Here is a 20,224-nt window from a genome sequence, read left to right as displayed (position 1 = left end):
ATTCCCAATCTAAATATTAACACATGACCTAAATATTATAAATTATAAAATTTTACGAATCATTTAGGATTGCTATACCAACATCCACAAACTCAGAGTCCAGCAAAACATCGCTCGCATCTGTATCAACGACTGACAAATCAGAACCAAACAAAACATCACCTGCAACATCATTAACATCTGACAATTCTGAAGCCGATAAAATCTTACCCGCACCTGTATCAAACTCCGATTTAATTGAAGCTAATAAAACCTTACCCGCAACTGCGACTTTATCAACGACTGATAAATCAGAATCCACTACAACTTCACCTGCAATTACATCAACGAGTGACAATTCAAAAGCAAATACAACATCATCCGCAACTGCGTCAACGATTGACAAGTCTGAAGCCGATAAAACATCACCTGCAACTGTATTAAAAACTGACAAATCTGAAGCAAATCAACCATTACCCGCAACTGCATCAACCGCTGAAAATGCAGAACCGAATAAAACATCACCCGCAACTGTAATAAACACCGATAAATCTTCAGCTAACAAGCCATCACCTACGATTACATCAACGACCGATCAAATAGAGTCAAATAAAACCTTACCCGCACCAGATCCAACATCAACGATTGATAAAATAGAACCCAACACAACATCACCTGCAACGGCATCAACGATTGATAAAATAGAACCCAACACAACATCACCCGCAAATGCCTCAACAACCGATAATGTAGAATCAAACAAAACCTCACCTACCGAAACCTCCACCGCCAATAACCTAGATACCGCCACTAAGAAAGAACCCGATAAAGCCTCAACCCCTTCAAGCAGCATTAACTTTGACTCAAACGCATTTAGTGTCGATGAAAAAGGAATAATCGGCATAGAATTCACATCGGATGGCGGCTCGTATGCGGGACAGCTAGCAATCGTCAGCCTGCGAGGAATGGAGAAATTCGTTCTTGGTTCCCTTGCCTTCATTTCTGAAGCAGCCAGCAGAGCTTTAAGCAACTCGAAAAAGGGCTACATCGCAATAAATGACGATTTAGAAGGAGCATATTACACCGACGCTAACAGCTCAGAAAACGTCAACTCAGGACAATACCTCGGCACAAAAACATTTGCCATGACCCCTGGAGACAAATTCTTCTTCATGCTAGTCCCCAACGGCACCGTACAGCAAGTATACGACAACCCCGCAATCGGCGGCGACAAAAAACCCCTATTTTCCATAGCTACAGACAATCCCAGCGACGGCGCCCAAATCGGTCAAATTGCCGACATTACAGGTGACGGCAAACTCTTCGTCATGGAAGACATGGGAGTAAATGAAGGCAGCGATTTGGATTACAACGATATCATATTTAAAATAACAGGCGCCACGTCAAAAGTCGCGGCGCTAAGTCAATTTATTGATGAGGAACGCCAAAAAAGCTACGAGAAATTCGTTGAAGAATTAATAAATTATGCTCCAACAGAATCGCCGAAAACAGACTCAATAATTGCTGAATCCACCAGCCAATCACCGCCGAAAAATGACTCAATAGCTGAATCTGACACCACAAAATCGCCCCAAAGAGAACTAACAACAACTGTAGAACGAAACCAACCAAATCCAGAACCAACAGTTGACAGTCAAGAGAGCAAATCGCCAAAAATAGAACCAACAACGACCTCCGGTGCGGGCCAATCAAATCCAGAACCAACAGTTGATAATTCCCAGACTTCGGAATTGCCGCCAACAGCAGCAACAGTCGATACTTCTGTTAGCCCCAATATTTCCTCGAAGGATAGCACTACAAATCATAAATCCCCAACAGTTGCACTTGACGAAGCAACCAACCAAAACGAACCATCCAAAACTGCTGTTGCTTCTTATGAATTAGAGTCAGAAAAATCATCCCCAACAGTTGCAGTTGACGAACAAATCCACCCTGAATCACCATCTAAAACTGCTGTAAATTCAGAGGAATTAACATCAGAGCAATCGTCGCAAAAACCCGCGACTGTTCCCACAAGCAACTCAAATAGCGAACCGGAGGTAAGCGCTCAACCTTTAACTGTTCCAACGAACGCCAAGGTCGAAATTGACGCATCCCAAATCAAACCTGCTGCTGCAATACCGACAACCGCAGCAAGCGAAACTACCCCAGTTCCGACAACCGCAGCAGCAAGAGAAATTACCGAAGTTTCGACCGCAGAAGCATTAAAAATCACTGAAGTTCCGACAACCGCAACAGCAGTAGAAATTACCGAAATTCCAACAACCGCAGCAGCAGAAATTACCGAATTTCCGGCAACGACAACAGCAACTACCACAGCAGTGAGAACTGGAGAATCTTCTACAATTAAGGTGGATTTTAATTTAGTAGAACAACCGCCACAACCAACAGAAACGCCAGTTCCCAGTCGAGTAGAACAACCGCCACAACCAACAGAATTGCTGGCTGACAATTTGAGCGAACAATTGCCAAGCAGCAACACAGAATTGCCCGCTGCAACCGCTGCCGAACAATTGCCCTCAGCAACAGACTCTCACGATGCCACCTCTGTCGCCGATACGCTTAAAAACATCGCTACCACCTTCACAGCAGAATTTGAAACAGACAGCGATTCATTATTTGTTCCCCCACCCTCCCCCACTCCAAGCAATTCACTGCTGTTGCCAAAACCCGCAGTCTTGGCAAGCGATTTACTACTGCCATTACCCACAGAAGAACCTACTCAAATTGTCGAAAGAGAAGCCGAAAATCAAAGTGCTAACGCGCAGCCAACCGCCAACGGGCGACTCAATTCCAACCCTTCAACTTTTCTCTCAATCGCAGCATCCGCCAACTCGCAAACACCGGGCACGTTCGCCGTCGGTACGACAGGATTAGTCAAATTCGACTATACGTTTGACGGCGGCTACTATCAGGGCGAACTTGCCATTTTCAGCCTGACAGGAATGGAATCGCTTGCGCCAGGAAGTCCAGAATTCATCGCCGAAGCTGCCAGAAGAGTTCTAACTAATTCAACCGAAGGACACATCGTCATCCGCGATAGTACAGAAGGAGCAAAATTCACCGGTTCGATGCCGGGAGAAGGCAATTTCGGTGCAGGAGAATATCAGGGTATCAAAACCTTCAACATGACACCTGGAGATACCTTTGCCGTCATGTTAGTACCCAGCGGTACGGTGCAGTCATCGGTTCAATACTCGTGGTTGTGGGATTTATTTCCCGAACTGCGTCCCTTATTCAGTATTGCGAATGCCAATCCCAACAATACATCTTACGTGTTGCCGATCGCCGATGCAACGGGAACGGGCAACACCTTCGCCCTGGAAGATATGTCATCCGCCAACTCGGACGGCGATTACAATGACTTTATCTTCACAGTAGTTGGGGCCACCGGGAACGCACCGCCGCTTTCATCCGTCATCAATCCTGCTAAAGAATGGCGCAATACTCCGCTAGGAGAACAACTGATAGAATACGCCAACAGTTTGGTAGAGCCAACTGAACCGAACCCCGATACAATTTGGTTGGTAGAAGGAACGACATTTGCCAACACTTACTCGCACACCTTAACCGTCCCAGCATCCCCTTCAACCCTCGATATTGGCATTGTCGGACTCAATTTCGACACCTCGGATACCAATCCCAAATCGATTAACGACGCCTTTGAAATATCGTTAGTGGATGGGACTGGGAAATCCTTAACCGGCACCATTGCCAGCGGCAAGAACGCCGACTTTAACATTACTGAAGGTCTGCCGCCCCAACTAGCACCGGGCGTCACCTTCAACGGTTCTAAAATCAGCATAGACTTGTCGCAAATCGCGCCCGGAACCGCCGCCACCCTGCAAGTGCGATTGGTCAACAACGACAGCGACGCGGCCACCAAAGTCGGCATCACCTCCATTGCCGTGCAACCGGGCGCTGCGCCGCCGCCAACACCGACAACGCCCGCAGGAACGGTTCCCGACAGCACCCCGATCGACTTCGCTGCTTTGAGGGATGTTTCCGGGGGCGTGGAAACCGAGTACGGGCAGACATCGTTCAACTCTACAACCAAAGTTCTGCACGCCGATTTAGCGTTAAAAAATATCGGGCAATACCCGCTGCGCGACAGGTTGTTGGTGGGAGTAACTAACATTAGCGACCCGACGGTTAGATTGTTAGATGCTGCGGGAATTACGCCGGAAGGAATCGTTTATTACGATTTTACTTCGCTCGTAGGGGACGGTCTGCTAGCACCGGGAGAAACAACGCGAACCGATACGTTAAAATTCTACAATCCTGCGGGAGTTCGATTCAGTTACGATTTAGTATTTTTGGGCGAATTGAACCAGCAGCCGAAGTTTTCGGGAACTCCAGATACGGAAGTAGTAATTGGAAAACCTTACGTTTTTACCGCTGCTGCTGTTGACCCGGATGGAGATGCGATCGTCTATTCGCTGTTAGAAAAACCGAACGGGATGCAGATAGATCCCGCAACCGGAAGGATTGCTTGGAATCCGACGGCTGTGGATGTTATTGGCAACCATTCGGTGACAGTGCAAGCGTCCGACGGGAACGGAGGGATTGCCCAACTTACTTACACTTTGTCGGCCCTCAACCAGCCGCCGAACCGGCCGCCGGTATTTACATCGACGCCGGTAGTCGATGCTTGGATAGATAAACCCTACCGCTACGACGGCTTTGCCAGCGACCCCGACAGCGATACGGTCAATTACAGCCTGATTCTGGGCCCGGAGGGCATGACAGTTAACCCCCAAACGGGACTCGTAGAATGGACGCCGCCGGCCGTACTCGTGCTGGGAGATACGGTACTGGGCAAAATCAGCCTGCCCGGCGAGAGCGACTTCTTCACCTTCAGCGGCACAGCCGGACAGCGCATTTACATCGACCCGCTGCAATACAGCGGTTCTGCCGGAAATTGGAAATTCGATATTATCAGCCCCAGCGGTCAGAATGTATCGACCGGGGACTTAAACAGCAACAGAATCCTCAACCTGACAGAAACCGGCAATTACCGCCTCGTAACGTCAACCAACGGCGACGCTACCGGCAGCTACGGCTTCAGCGTTATCGACCTGGGTCTGATACCGGCCGTTCCCTTCGATACAACCATCAAAGGCACTCTAAGTCCCGGTTCGGAAGACGACCTATTTCGCTTCACCGGCAGCAAGGGTCAAAAGCTGTTCTTCGACAACAAAACCAACACCGGCGGCTTCGACTGGGTACTCTACTCGGCCGACAACAAACCAATCCCGTCTCGCATTTCGGGACCGGATATGGAACTGAAGTTGCCCTCGGACGGCGAGTACGTACTCGCGCTGCGCGGCAACTCCAGCTTTACCAGCACCGGCGATTACTCGTTTGAAATTATCACGCCCGACGACATTACAGTACCCATCGTCCCCGGCAGCAACGCCGCACCCAACAGCATTTACGGCCTCCTCAAAGAAAAAGGCGAAACAGATTACTACACCTTTACGGGAGAGCCGGGACAGCGCATTTATTTCGATCGGCTGTTCTACAATATCCCGAACCCCTTATGGTGGTTGGGAGAGAACTCAGCGAAACTGATCGCCCCCAGCGGTGCCTCCCTGGGGATTCGCAATCTCCAGTACGCTGACGATGGAGAGCCAATTACCTTAAAGGAAAGTGGCACTTACCGCATAGAAATTGACGCCGCAACAGAAAATACTGGCACTTACAGTTTCAGCATTCTCGACTTAGCTCTGGCAACGCCCATCTTGCCAGATACCAACATCAGCAACACCCTCACGAACGGTCAGGAAACACATTTGTATAAGTTTACAGGTGAGAAAAACCAGCGCCTCTTTTTTGATACGCCGGGCGGAACTGCAAATACAAACTGGACTCTCTACGATTCTGGGAATAACTTGGTTCCTAGCGGTCATGCTTCCCAAAACGACGACATGGAAGTGGTGCTGCCGAACTCCGGCATTTACACGCTGGCAATCAGGGGCAACAATAACAACACTCCGGTTAACTACTCGTTCAAAGTAATTACTCCCGACGTGCAATCCGGGACGCTGGCATTTAACGTCCCAGTTTCGAGTTCCATCGGCGAAAAAGGCGAGCAGGACGTTTACACCTTTACCGGCACCAAAGGACAGCGGGTGTTCCTCGATACTCTCATGGAGACGCCAAACAACAGGGCTACTTTAGTTAGCCCCAGCGGCACCAAAGTCATCGACGGCTACAGCTCTCTGTTGTACGCGGACGGATCTTGGCGGAATCCCGTCAGTCTGCCGGAGTCAGGAACCTACTCGCTGACAGTAGACGGTTCGGGAGAATCGACCGACAGCTACAGTTTCCGACTGATAGATATCAACGCCGCGCCAGTCTTGCAAAAAGATGCCCCAAGCCCGACCTCCGGTACGCTGAATCCTGGGAGCGCGATACAGTTCTATAAATTTACAGGAGCCAAAGGCGATCGCGTTTACTTCGACAGCCAAGAAAACTCCCCCAACACCAATTGGCACCTCTACAACTCCAACAATGACGAACTCAGTGAAGTAGCACTTGCAAACGATTTTGAACAGGTCTTGCCGGGAGACGGTACTTACTACCTGATGCTGAGGTCCGAAAACAGCGCGCCCGTCAACTACAAAATTCAGCTAGTTACCACGACCTCGCCTCCTACTTCGCTGAGCCTAAATGCTCTAATTCAAGGCAATATCGCTAAGCTAGGGGAACAAGATGTCTACACCTTTACAGGCGCTGTCGGTCAAACGCTGTACTTCGACCCCCGCACCGGCAACAGCAATATCACCGTTAAAATCGAGAGTCCCAGCGGTAAAGAGGTTCTCAACAACGCCAACACGGGCGCAGACCGCCCGCCCTTCACCCTTACCGAACCGGGCACTTACAAAGTGACCGTTGACGGCAATACCAATACTATTGGGGATTACAGCTTCATTCTCTCTGATGCAGCACCGCTCCTGCCGTTGGGAAGCCCCCTCAGCGGCAGCCTGGGTGCAAAAGAAACCGTCAATTACAAAATTAACGGCACGGCAGGGCAGCAATTGAACTTCGACAGTCTGAGCGGGGGTTCCGGCGGGGAGTGGGTGCTGTACGCTCCTACAAACCTGCTGAACCCTGACTACTACTACGAAAACAACTATGTCGGCGGGGCATCCCTCAGCAGCGACTTCACGAAGACGTTGCCCGCTGACGGCACTTACATCCTGGCGCTGCGGAATCCAACAGCCAGTCCGGTCAGCTATAACGTTCAAGCCAACAGCACCCAGCCACCGCCAACAACCAACAGCGGGTTGTCCGTGGCGTACAACGGCATGCTGTCAGCACCGGGAGAAGTGGATGAGTACTCCTTCACGGCCGCATCCGGGACGCTAATTTATTTTGACGGTCAAAGCAACGACTCGACAAAGCGAGTTAAACTTTTAAATCCAAATAACAATACTGAGGTCTTCAGCAACTTCGACAGCGGGAGTGACTACGGTGCTTATCAACTAACGCAAACAGGTCCCTACAAGCTGCAAGTTTACGGTTCCCCTGCCACTACCACGGGCAATTACAGCTTCCAATTGGTTGACCTCAAAGCATCGCCAACGCTCGCCTTGAATGCCCCCATCAATGTATCTTTAAATCCTCGGGAAACGAAAGCATATAAATTCACGGGGACAGCAGGCCAAAAAGTTTGGTTGGATGGTTTATATGCGACTAATTCCAACGTTACTGCAAAACTGTTAAATTCGAGCGGGCGGGAAATTGCTTCTCGTTATTATAATTTGGAAGGCGATATTGAATTGCAGACTTTACAAGCTGACGGCGAATACTATTTGGTGCTGCAATCGGGCAATACTTCAACAACAACAGCCAACTTCCGACTGCTTGACAATGCGGGCGCAACAACTTTAACCAGCTTGGATAATAGACCTGTATCCGGCAACTTCGGTCCGAGCAAGCAAGAAACTGTTTTGTACAAGTTTCAAGGTCTAGAAAACCAAACCCTCTATTTCGATCGGACTGATGGGGATTACTACAACCCCTACTATATCTACAGTCCCGACGGAAATCTATTTTTCTCTAACAGCCTGAGCTACGATGGCGAACCTAAAAAACTGCCGAGTTCCGGCGAGTACCTGTTAGCTTTTGTTGGTAGGAACAACACCAATAACAATTACGGAGTGCGGATCGTCACTCCGACAGATGCTGCATTTCCCTTAACGATCGGCAATACCGTGAATGGGGAAATTGCCAAAGCCGGCCAGCAAAATACTTATACTTTTGCGGGTACGGAAGGTCAGCGTTTGTGGTTCGACAGCCTCGCTGCTGCGGGCAATATTTACGGTACTTTGTACAGTCCCACAAACACTGTAATCTGGAACAGTCAAAGTTTGGGAAGCGATCTCGAACCCGCTGCTCTTACTACTCTTAAAGAAACGGGTAATTACCGCTTTGTAGTAGATGGTTATGGTGACGCTACCGGCAACTACAGCTTCCGCATTCTCGATTTAGCGGCTGCCGCACAAACCACCACTTTAGATGTAAATATTACTGGCAATTTTGGCACGAGCAAGCGCGACGCGATCGTGTATAAATTTACAGGAGCAGAGGGTCAATACGTCTATTTCGATCGCATTGATGGAGGCGGGTCGAACTACTCTGTCTACAGTCCCGACGGGCAGCGCTTTTTCTATCAGAATTTGTCTTATGACCCTCCCTATCCTTACTCCTACGATTATGGCGTTGAACCGACAAAGCTGCCGAGTTCGGGCGAGTACACTCTTGTTTTTAACGGGACCGAGCAACTGAATAACAATTATACCATGCGGATGGTAACGCCCGATCTCGTCACCCAACCTCACTTCATTGGAGATACAATAACAGGCACGATTGGGGAACCTGGAGAACAAGATACCTACACTTTTACGGGTACTCCCGGTCAAAAATTGTGGTTGGATAGCTTGCTGGCGAGCAGCAACATTAGCGCTTACTTGTATTCGCCAACAGGCAAACTTCTGTTGAACGGTCACAATGTTGGCGACGATACAAATTCCTCAGATTTATTGACTTTAACTGAGGCTGGAACTTACACCTTAAAAGTAGACGGTTCCTACGATTATACGGGCGCTTACCAATTCCGCTTCCTCGACTCGGCAGCGGCAACTGTTACTTCTTTAGACACCCCTATTACGGGGAATTTCGGCACTTTCAAGCGGGAAGCAATTGCCTATCGGTTTAACGGCACTCAAGGTCAGCCTCTTTATTTTGATTCTACGGTTGGCGATGCTGCTAACAATTATTTCCTCTACGACCCCTACGGAAAGCAGATTTTTGATTACGGGGGTTTGAGTTCTGACAATGAGAAAACAGCGCTGCCGAGTTCTGGCGAATACACTCTAATTTTGTCGGGCAAAAACGCTAGCAATAACAACTACAACCTGCGGATAGTAACGCCGGATATCGTTACCGCACCTTACAAGGTGGGCGATACTGTTAGCGGTACGATCGGCGAAGCAGGAGAACAGGATATCTATGCTTTTACTGGCACTATCGGTCAAAAACTGTGGTTTGACAGCTTGGAAAATTCCCCAGCAAACCTGACATTAAAGTTGGTAGATCCGGATGGGGAAATAATTTTCGGCGACTGGTATAACGGTCAATATGCCTACTCAGATCGAGAACCTGTCGTTCTTAAAAAACAAGGCAATTACAAACTGATTGTAGATAGCTCCGGCGATCGAGCGGGCGATACCTACAGTTTCCGCTTGCTCGATTTGGCGGCCGGCGAAACTTTGAGTTTGGATTCTCCTATTTCAGGCAATTTCGGCAGCAGCAAGCGCGAAGCTAAAACCTACAAGTTTCAAGGTGCATCAGGCAGCTACCTGTACTTCGATATGACTGCCGGAGATCCGTACAATTACTACTACCTTTACGACCCATACGGCAAGCAATTGACCTATAAAGGCTTGGCTTCGGACGACGAAAGAGCTTTGCCCGTTACTGGCGAATACTCGTTAGTTTTAGCCGGTCAGGACAGACCTAATAACAACTACGAGTTTAAAGTTGTCAGATCCGAGCCAACTACAGTGCCTCTAACTCTCGGTCAAACTGTCAGTAAAAGCATCGACAAAGCCGGTGAAAAAGACACCTATACTTTTGAAGGAAAGCTCGGACAAAAGTTGTTCTTTGACGGTATAACGGGGAACAACAATTTGTCGGTGAAGCTTTACGATCCTTTTGGCAACCCAGTTACGGGTATGTCGAGCTATCCGAACTCTGTTTATCCCACTGATAGTGTTAGTGCGAACGCTAACTGGCTGCCGCAACCTTTGACTGCCAGCGGAACTTACCGCTTAGTAGTTGATGCCGCCGACAATAACGCGGGCAATTACAGTTTCAAATTGAGCGATTTGGCCGAAGTTACTCCCCTGAATTTGACCGCGCCCAATACCGGCACGGCACCAACGGGAGAAGTTGATTTGTATCGAATTAACGGCCGTCAGGGTCAAGTATTAAACTTCGATTTAAGTGCTGCTGCGTGGACTAACGGCGGAAATTGGGCGCTCTACGGACCCGATGGCAAAGCAATAGTTTCCCCGCCTCTTAACTCGCCCGACTTTAAGGTAACGCTGCCTGCTGCGGGTTTGTACGCCCTAGCCGTTACCGGAAACAACACTTCACCTGTCAGCTACAGTTTTAACGCGACTGACAGCACGCCGGCACCGACTGCCAGCACCGGGCTCAATTCTGCAATCAACGGCACGCTGGCTGCTGGCGGCACCAACAACCACAAGTTTACTGCGAAGGCCGGCACTCAAATCTTCTTTGACAGCATCAACAACAGCACCACCACCAACAACTGGCAAATCAGGGCGAGGTTGATAGCCCCCGACGGCACCACCAGAGTATTTAACGACCAAGATACCAGCGCGAATTCGGCTCCCCTGACACTCCCGCAAACGGGGGAATACACCGTGCAAATCTCCGGCTCCTATCCCTCCTCGAACGGCAATTACCAATTCCGCATCGCTGAGTTGCCCAACAGTCTCCGAAGTTCGGCAGTCAATTACTTGGCCACCGGCACCGTCGAATCGGTAACGACCAACGGAACGCAGGCTAAAGTTTATACTTTTGAAGGCGTGGAAGGCTTGCGAGTGGCTTTCAACGGTATGGCGGGAAGTAATGTCTCTGCAACTTTATACGACCCGACTGGGAAAGCAGTTTTTACTAGATCCAACTTCCAGGATACCGAACCGCTGACTATGACTCAGAACGGTTTGTACCAACTGGTAATCGAAGGCCAGCAAGCAACCGACCAAAACTACTCGTTCCAACTCCTAGAATTGTCCTCCGCTGCTTCCATGCCGTTCAACTTGCCAGTGACCGGTACTTTGTCAGACGGGCGACAAAGCAAATTCTACAAGTTTGAGGGCAATCAGGGCGATCGCTTGTTCGTCGATTCTCTTATCGGTAATTATTCAAATTACTGGAAGGTAATCGGTCCTGACAACAAGCAGGTTACTTATAATTGGCTCGGCAGTGATTTGGAAGTGGAACTGCCAGCCACGGGAGAGTACGCTCTGTTAATAGAGGGCGGGAATTCGAGCGCTCCGGTCAATTACCAGTTCCGAGCTCTGCGCTACGAGAAAACCGCAGCCGATATCGTGACTCCGGGAACGGGGGAAACGGGCAGCAATGCTCTTGGTTCGACCGGTTTGTATCCCGTGAAGCTGGAAGCGTCAGACGGTCAAGGCGGCAAGGATATCCAAGAATACAGCCTGAGGGTGTGGCCCGACCCGACCAACAGCAATCCGGTTATCGTCAGCTCCCCGGTGGTGCGCTTCGGACTCGACGATAAAATTTACCGCTATCAGTTAGCTGCGGTTGACCCGGACGGCGACCGGCTCAAATACCGCTTGGTTGACGGTCCGCTGGGAGCATTGATTGACGGCGATAGCGGAGAATTGCTGTGGTTCCCGGAAAATGTTGCGCCCGGAAGCAAAGCTGACTTTACCGTGGAGGTGGCAGACCCGCGCGGCGGTAAGGGCTTGCAAACTTTCCGCGTCGATGCTTACGGTGCTGTGGGTAAAATTCAGGGAGCCGTGTTCGACGATTTAAACGGCAACGGTTTCCGCGATTCTAAATTAGTTAAAGGCAACAATCCGGCGATCGTAGTGGCGATCGATGTTTCTGGCAGTACCGCCGCTCCGTTTGATGGTCCGGCTGGGGTAGATGACGTTCTCAAAGCTCAAGTCGCCGCTACCCTGACTCTCGTCGATACATTAATAGCTCAAGGTTTGGGAACTCGGGTGAATATCGGGTTAATTCCACACCAAATTACCGCTCTGATTCAAGATATGGACCCCGCAACGCCTGGGGTTCAGCCCTACACGACGCCGCTGGCCGATAAAAACAGCAACGGCATCCCCGATATCCGGGAAATCCTGGCAAGCAGCACTTACACCACCCCCAACGGTAACAATAACTTTACCAATGCCGTCGCCGCGATCGACCTTCTTGTTCCTTTGATGCCGGGAGATAAGAATGTTATCTTCATGTCCGACGGCTACGGCGCTCTCGATGCCACAGTCTCCGCGAACGTCAGGGCCGACCTCCAAGCTAAGGGAATCGGCTTGACAGCTTTCGGTATCGGCAAATATTCGACCCTGGATACCATCAAAAAACTCGACCCAGAGGCGGTAATCCTGAGCGATATAGACCAGTTAAGCAGCGTTTTCGGCGGTTTTTACCCCCGCTACACTCTAGAGCCTTTGATGGAAAACGTGCCGGTCTATCTGGACCTCAACAACAACGGCACGCTAGACCCCAACGAACCGAAACAGTTGACCGCACAAAACGATTCTCCTTCAAGTTTGGGCGCGACCAACTATCACTTTACCTTTGACAATTTGGTGCCGGGTACTTACCCCGTGCGTGCCGTCGCCCCCAGCGGCTACGCGCAAACGGTTCCTACCGCGCCGGCATTTACAGATGCAGTCACCGCAGCCGGACAAACTTTTACCCACCTGTTCGGCGTTCACAAAGCTACCGAACCGCCAAACTCCGACCCCACTTTCTTGACTCTAGCGCCTCCATTCCAGCTAAAAGCTGGAGAGCCCCTAGTTTACAGGGCTTTAGCCTCCGACCCCGATGCCGACGAGGTTACTTACAGCTTGGTTCTCAACCCGACTGGAATGAGCGTTGACCCGCAAAACGGTACAGTCGTTTGGACTCCGACGGCAGCCCAGGTAGAAGACTATTATAAAGAACTGCGGGCGACGCGCGATCGCTTGATTGCTTTCGGTCGTCCAGAGGCGGCACCGACAGAGGTGAAGTTCAACGTCGTCCTGCGGGCGAATGACGGCAAGGGCGGTCAAGCTTTGCAGTACGTCGAAGTAAAATTGGTGCCGCCCAACAATCCCCCGCTGTTTTCGGACGCCGCGCCCTCCAACCTGCAACCTCAAGTCGGCAAGCGGTTCGAGTACCGCGCCTCCGCTATCGATGCCGACGGCGACCCCATTACTTACTCGCTTTTAGGCGGGCCCAGCGGCGTTACAGTCAACCCGACAACCGGATTGGTAACTTGGACGCCGACAGCCGGACAATTGGGAGTAACTTCTTTCACCGTTAAAGCTAGCGACGGCAAGGGCGGGGAATCGAAACTGGAGATACCGCTGCGAACCATCGAGGCAATTCCCAACCGCCCCCCCTCCATTAGTTCTGACCCCCGCACCACAGCCCGCACCGGCAGCGGTTATTTCTACAAACTCGCTGCAACCGACCCCGACGGCAACCCGATAACCTTTACTTTGGTTGGAAAGCCGGTGGGGATGAGTGTTGATGCGTCCGGTTTGGTGTCCTGGATTCCGACGGCCGCCCAAACAGGCCCGCAAACAGTTTCTGTATCTGCTAGCGACGGTTTCGGGGGAACCGACACTCAATCTTGGACTATTAACGTCTCGAATTCCACCGCCAACCGCCTGCCCTCCATCACGTCAGTACCCGACACCGTTACCAACTTAGAGAAAGTTTACCGCTACGGGCTAGCGGGAAGCGACCCCGATGGCGATTACTTGCTGTGGAGTCTTGACAGCGCACCCAAGGGTATGGTAATCGACGCGAAAACAGGGGGGTTGAGTTGGCAGCCGACTCCCGACCAAATTGGGGAACATACCGTTGCGGTAAGGGTAACTGACGCCCTCGGTTCTTATACCGGCCAAGAATATACTTTAAAGGTAACGGGGATTAACACGCCACCGGCAATTGTATCCATTCCGGTTACGGTGGCTGGAGTTGGCGGTACTTACAAATATCAGGTATTGGGAACTGACCCGGAAAACGATACCCTGCGCTACAGTTTGGGAACTAAACCGGAGGGCATGAAGATTGATGCCCGCACTGGTTTAATCGAATGGACTCCGGGTACTGCTGGTGTGGGTTCTCACATAGTTGAGGTTTTGGCAACCGACGCCCAAGGAGGGGTGGGGAATCAGAAGTTTGCAGTTTCCGTGGGAACGGCTGCTGTCAACCAGGCCCCAACAGTAGTTTCGACTCCGCTATTCGCCGCATCTTTGGGTTCTCAATACAGCTATCAGGTACAAGCAATCGACCCCGAAGGGGGCAGTTTGACCTATCAGTTGCTGCAAGCGCCAACGGGGATGGCGATAAATCCGACAACTGGATTGCTGACTTGGAACAACCCGACTGCGGGCAACCATACTGTTGTTGTCGGGGCTGCTGATGCTGGCGGTTTGGGGGCAGCCCAAGGGTTTACTTTAACTGCGAGGGCGAACACCGCGCCTGCGGTTCCTACCGTACCCGCGCAGCAATCGGTGGCTGCTGGCGCTACTTACCGTTACGATTTGAAGGCGGCTGATGCTGAGGGAGATTTGCTTTCTTATTCCTTAGTTCAAGCGCCTGCGGGCATGAGTGTTGATGAATTCGGGCGCGTTAGTTGGACGCCCAAAGCAACTGATGTCGGTACGACTCAACCGGTACAAGTTGCGATTGCCGATACGTTTGGCAAGACTGTTACTGTTTCCTACAATCTCAGCGTCGTCGCCGATACTGTCGCGCCGAAAGTCAATTTAATTGCTAGCAGCAATACAGGTAATGTTGGGGATTCTGTCACGTTTACTGTCAATGCTGTCGATAACGTTAAAGTCGAGTCTTTGGGCCTGACAATTAACGGCACTCCGGTTGTCATAGACGCGCAGGGCAAAGCAACTGTCAAGTTGAATAATTCAACTCCAATCACCGCAGTTGCGACGGCAAAAGATAGTGCTGGGAATGTAGGGAATGCTACTCAAAGTGTCAGCGCGATTGACCCCACTGATGTCAATGCGCCAACCATCAATATCAGTTTAGAATCTGATGTTGATGTTTCTGCACCTCTGGTAATTCGAGGTACGATAACTGACAGCAATTTGGCTTACTATACATTGGAAGTTGCTCCAGTTGGTGGCGGGCAAATTCCGGGCGGTGGCGGAGGATTTAAGGAGGTTTATCGCGGAACTACTGCTGTCAGCAACGGAACGGTTGCGACTTTTGACCCGACTGTTTTGGCTAACGGCGCTTACGTTCTGAAGTTCACTGCTTTCGACGCTAACGGTAACGGTTCGACTACTGAAAGAACGGTGAATGTTGCTGGCGATTTGAAGTTGGGCAATTTCCGGTTATCTTTTACCGATTTGTCAGTTCCGGTTGCGGGAATTCCGATTAACGTGACTCGAACTTACGATTCGTTAAATGCCAATTCAACGGATGATTTCGGCTACGGCTGGCGGATGGAGTTCCGGGATACGGATTTGAAAACATCCTTAAAACCTGACCCAACTTATGAGGAGTTGGGGATAAATACGGTGCCGTTTGACAGCAAGACTAAGGTATTCATTACTTTACCGGGGGGTAAGCGGGAAACCTTTACTTTTAAGCCGACTTCACACCATCTAAATCAGTATTTAGGGGCTGCTGGGCCGGGCGCTGCAATGTACAAACCTGCTTTTGAGTCAGGGAAGGGTTCCACGATGACTTTGACGGTTAAGGATGCGAATTTGGTCAGGAATGATTACGGCGAGTATTACGGAGTCAACGGGCAGCCTTTCAATCCCGAAAATCCTGCTTTTGGTAGCATTTATATTCTGACTACCAAAGAGGGGTTGGTTTACTCCATTGATGCTAAGTCTGGGGATTTGCTGACTGCTACTGATGCTAACGGGAACAAGCTGACTTTTTCGGATGCGGGGATTGCGAGTTCGAGTGGGAAATCGGTGACTTTTGAGAGGGATTCTCAGGGCAGGATTGTTAGTGTTGTTGACCCGGATGGGAAGAAGGTTAAGTATGAGTATGATGCTAAAGGGGATTTGATTGCTGTTAAGGATAGGGAGGATAATCGGACTCAGTTTAAGTACGAATATGCAGATAGACCGCACTTTTTAACTGAGGTGATTGACCCGTTGGGACGGAGTGGAGTGAAGACCCAGTACGATGAGAAAGGTCGCCTCAAACAGATGCTTGATGCCAACGGTTCGGCTGTGGAGTTGGTTTACGATCCGAATAATTCGCTTCAGAAGGTTAAGGATGTTTTTGGTAAGGAAACGACTTACGTTTATGACAGTCGGGGAAATATTTTAACTGAAATAGACCCGTTAGGTCAGCGGATTGACAGGAGTTATGATGCGGATAATAATGTTTTGACTGAAACTGTAATTACTAGCGAGTTAAATGCTGCTGGTAATCCGGTAGAGGTGAAGTCGAAGACAGAGTGGACTTACGACGCGAAAGGAAATAAGTTAACAGAGAAAGATGCTTTAGGTAATGTTTCTCGGTGGACTTATAACAGTCGGGGACAGGTTTTGACTGAAACCGACGCACAAGGGAATACTGCGACTTATACTTATTCTCCGAGTGGTAATTTGCTGTCAACGTCTGATGCGAAGGGGAACGTTACTAAGTTCAGTTACGATATGAGGGGAAATCTTCTCACCCTCACTGACGCAGCTAACAAAGTTACTAAGTTTACCTACGATGGTTCGGGAAATGTGCTTTCAGTGGAGGATGCTTTAGGATATCAAACCACCTTTACCTACGATAGCAGCGGCAACCGCAAAACTGAAACTCGCACTGTAACTACTCCGAATGGAGTGCAAACTTTAGTTACTAAATCTGATTACGATAGTAACGGTAAAGTTACGAAAGTTACCGATGTTGAAAACAAAGTAACGGAGTACAAATACGATGCTAACGGGAATCAAATTGCTGTCATCGACGCCCGCAACAACAAAACTGAGTACCGCTACGATAGTAAAGGTCAACTTGTTGAAACGATTTATCCCGATGCTACTCCTGCTAATTTAGCTGACAATCCGCGGACGATTAACATTTACGATAAGGGCGGTCGCTTGCGGACTGAAGTCGATCGCGATCGCCAAGTAACGCATTACAATTATGATGATGCTGGGCGGTTAATCGAGACGATTTATCCCGATGGAGTGGATAGTTTGGGTCAGTTGGTAAGTGCGATCGCCCCCGGTCAAACTCCTGCTACAATAGACTGGACGCAGGTAATTTATCCCGATGTTTCGCCTGCTTTCTTATCGAACAATCCTCGCAGTAAGACTGAGTTTTACAAGAATGGCGATGTCAAAGCCGAGATTGACGAAAGGGGAAATCGCACCGAATATCGGTACGATCCGGACGGTCGGTTAGTAGAGGTAATTTATCCCGACGATACGCCGAACAACCTCGCTGATAATCCCCGAACTAAGACAGAATACGACAATTTGGGACGGACTGTTGCTACTGTTGATGCCAAAGGAAGGGTGACTCGTTACGAATACGATGCTTTGGGACGGTTGGTAAAGACTGTTTATCCCGATGCTACTCCCAACAATCTTTTAGATAATCCGACTACTAAGACTGAGTATGACAATTTAGGTCGCCGCATTTCTACTACTGATGCTGCTGGAAAAACAGTCAAGTACGAGTACGATGCGTTGGGCAGGTTGACTGCGGTAGTGCAGACTTTGAATCAAGCTGGAACTAATCCAATTAATCTCAGAACCGAGTACGGTTACGATGAAGCTGGGCGGTTGATTTGGCAGGAAGATGCTGAAGATAATAAGACTGAATTTGAGTACGATAAAAACGGCCGTCGCGTTGTTGTTGAGTTACCGTTAAATCAAAGGTCGAGTACGACTTATGATGCTGCAGGTAATGTTCAAAGTGTTACTGATTTTAATGGTAATACTATTACCTACACTTACGATGCCGAAAATCGCTTGGAATCCAAGCAGTTTGCACCAGGTAGCGGCGAAGCCCCGGTGACTTTTACTTACACCCCAAGCGGGCAGCTTAAGACGGTTGTTGATGGGCGGGGGACGACTACTTTTAACTACGACTCTCGGGGACGGTTGCTTTCGAGAAAAGACCCGGATGGTCCTTATTTGGCTGGTGGGGCGACGATTGAGTACGGGTACGATGCGGCAGGAAATCGCACAGTAGTGAAGACTCCGAGTGGGGTGACGGCTTACTTTTATGACGAGCAAAATCGCTTGGAGAAAGTTACAGACCCGGATTTAGCCGAGACGAAGTATTTCTACGATGCTGAAGGGAATTTATCACGAACAGAGTTGCCGAATGGGGTTGTTGAAACTCGGACTTACGATGAGTTGAATCGGTTGAAGTTGTTGCAGTATCAAAGAAATGGCGTAACGCTTCAAAGTTTCGATTATACTCTCGATCCTGTCGGGCATCGCAAGGTTGTTGCGGAACAAAACGGCAGGAAAGTTGAGTATGAATATGACGATTTGTATCGGCTGAAGTCAGAGACAATTACCGATTCGGTTAATGGCAACCGCACGATTAGTTACGGTTACGATGCTGTGGGGAATCGGTTGACTAAGACTGATTCTGTTGCTGGGGTGACGGCTTATGTTTATGACGATAACGACCGTTTGTCGAGGGAGGAATTGAGGCAGAATGGCGTGCTGGTTGGTAGCGTTGAGTACGGGTACGATGCCAATGGAAATACGAAAACAAGGACTAAGAAAGATGCTGCTGGCAATGTTGTTGAAACCGTAACTTACACCTGGAATAAGGAGAATCGTTTGGTTGGGGTGTCGGCTCCTAATTTGTCGGTTTCTTATGCTTATGATGCTGATGGGGTGAGGGTAAGCAAGACTGTTAATGGGGTGACGACTGAGTATTTGGTCGATGGCAATCGGGATTACGCTCAGGTTTTGGAGGAGTATGTAAATGATGCTTTGACTGCTAGTTACGTTTATGGGTTGGATTTGATTAGCCAAGAGAGGGGGAATGTAGATTCGTTCTATTTGGTTGATGGGTTGGGTAGTACGAGGGGGTTGCTGAATGCTAGTGGGGTTGTTACTGATACTTATGCTTATGATGCGTTTGGGAATTTAGTTGCTTCTGCTGGTAATGTAGAAAATGATTACTTGTTTGCGGGAGAACAGTTTGATGGAGATTTAGATCAATATTATTTGAGGGATAGGTATTACAATCCGAGTGTGGGGCGTTTTACCCGAGTTGATAGTTATGAAGGGCGTCGTAGAGATCCGATGTCACTGCACAAGTATGTTTACGGTAATAGTAATCCTGTTAACTATATCGATCCCACTGGATTTTTTGGTGTATCTTTACAAGAGCTTAACGTTACCCAGGCTCTAGCAGATGCCTTGGCAGTTAGTGTGGGTGTTTACGGTCTTGTAACAACTTCTTACAGACCAGAACCTCTTGGAGGTTTTGGGATGGGAGCGAGTTCTGATCGCGGACCTCGGCATACAGGTCATAAGCCACAAACAAGCTTGCTAAGAAAGCTTCTCAGCTTGCCAGGATTTGGAGATGGACCCCAACCACACCTCCCCAACCACACAGGTCATCCTCGAGATCAGAGTTTACATAATCTGATTCGGTATCTTTTTGACATAAACTATTACGAGGCATATGATATTGCATATGGTCATGCCTGGCGCGATCATTTACATGATTCATGGATTCCTTTAGGTATAAAAACTCAAGAAGAATTAGTAGCGCTAATTGACGATATTATGACTTTTCCTTCAGAAGAAAAAGAACTTAGGAATAATCGCAGAGCATACTGGGATGATAATACCCAGGTTATAGTGATTCAAGATCCAGGTGATAGCGATGGCGGAACCGCATTTCGACCCGATGATGGAAAAGCCTACTTCGACCGTACTAGATAATTAAAATTTCC

General features: G+C 49.3%; 3 protein-coding genes. 1 reads left to right on the top strand and 2 read right to left on the bottom strand.

Going from position 1 to position 20,224, the window contains the following annotated elements:
- Nucleotides 1-52: 52 nt before the first annotated feature.
- Nucleotides 53-433, bottom strand: a complete 381-nt coding sequence (locus QUB63_RS33935; RefSeq protein ID WP_332949785.1) for a hypothetical protein — start codon at nt 431-433, stop codon at nt 53-55.
- A 141-nt stretch (nt 434-574) separates the two neighbouring features.
- The gene (locus QUB63_RS33930; RefSeq protein WP_332949784.1) at nt 575-883 is read right to left on the bottom strand and encodes a hypothetical protein; all 309 of its coding nucleotides are present in this window, start codon (nt 881-883) and stop codon (nt 575-577) included.
- A 61-nt stretch (nt 884-944) separates the two neighbouring features.
- On the opposite strand from QUB63_RS33930, the gene QUB63_RS33925 reads away from it, so the two are divergent.
- Nucleotides 945-20,213 (top strand): putative Ig domain-containing protein, encoded by a 19,269-nt coding sequence (locus QUB63_RS33925; RefSeq protein WP_332949783.1) that lies wholly within the window; start codon nt 945-947, stop codon nt 20,211-20,213.
- Nucleotides 20,214-20,224 lie beyond the last annotated feature (11 nt).

Source organism: Microcoleus sp. ARI1-B5, assembly GCF_036705795.1.
Classification (GTDB): domain Bacteria; phylum Cyanobacteriota; class Cyanobacteriia; order Cyanobacteriales; family Microcoleaceae; genus Microcoleus.
Note: the sequence above shows the minus strand (reverse complement) of the source record. Positions and strands in the feature narration are given on the sequence as shown.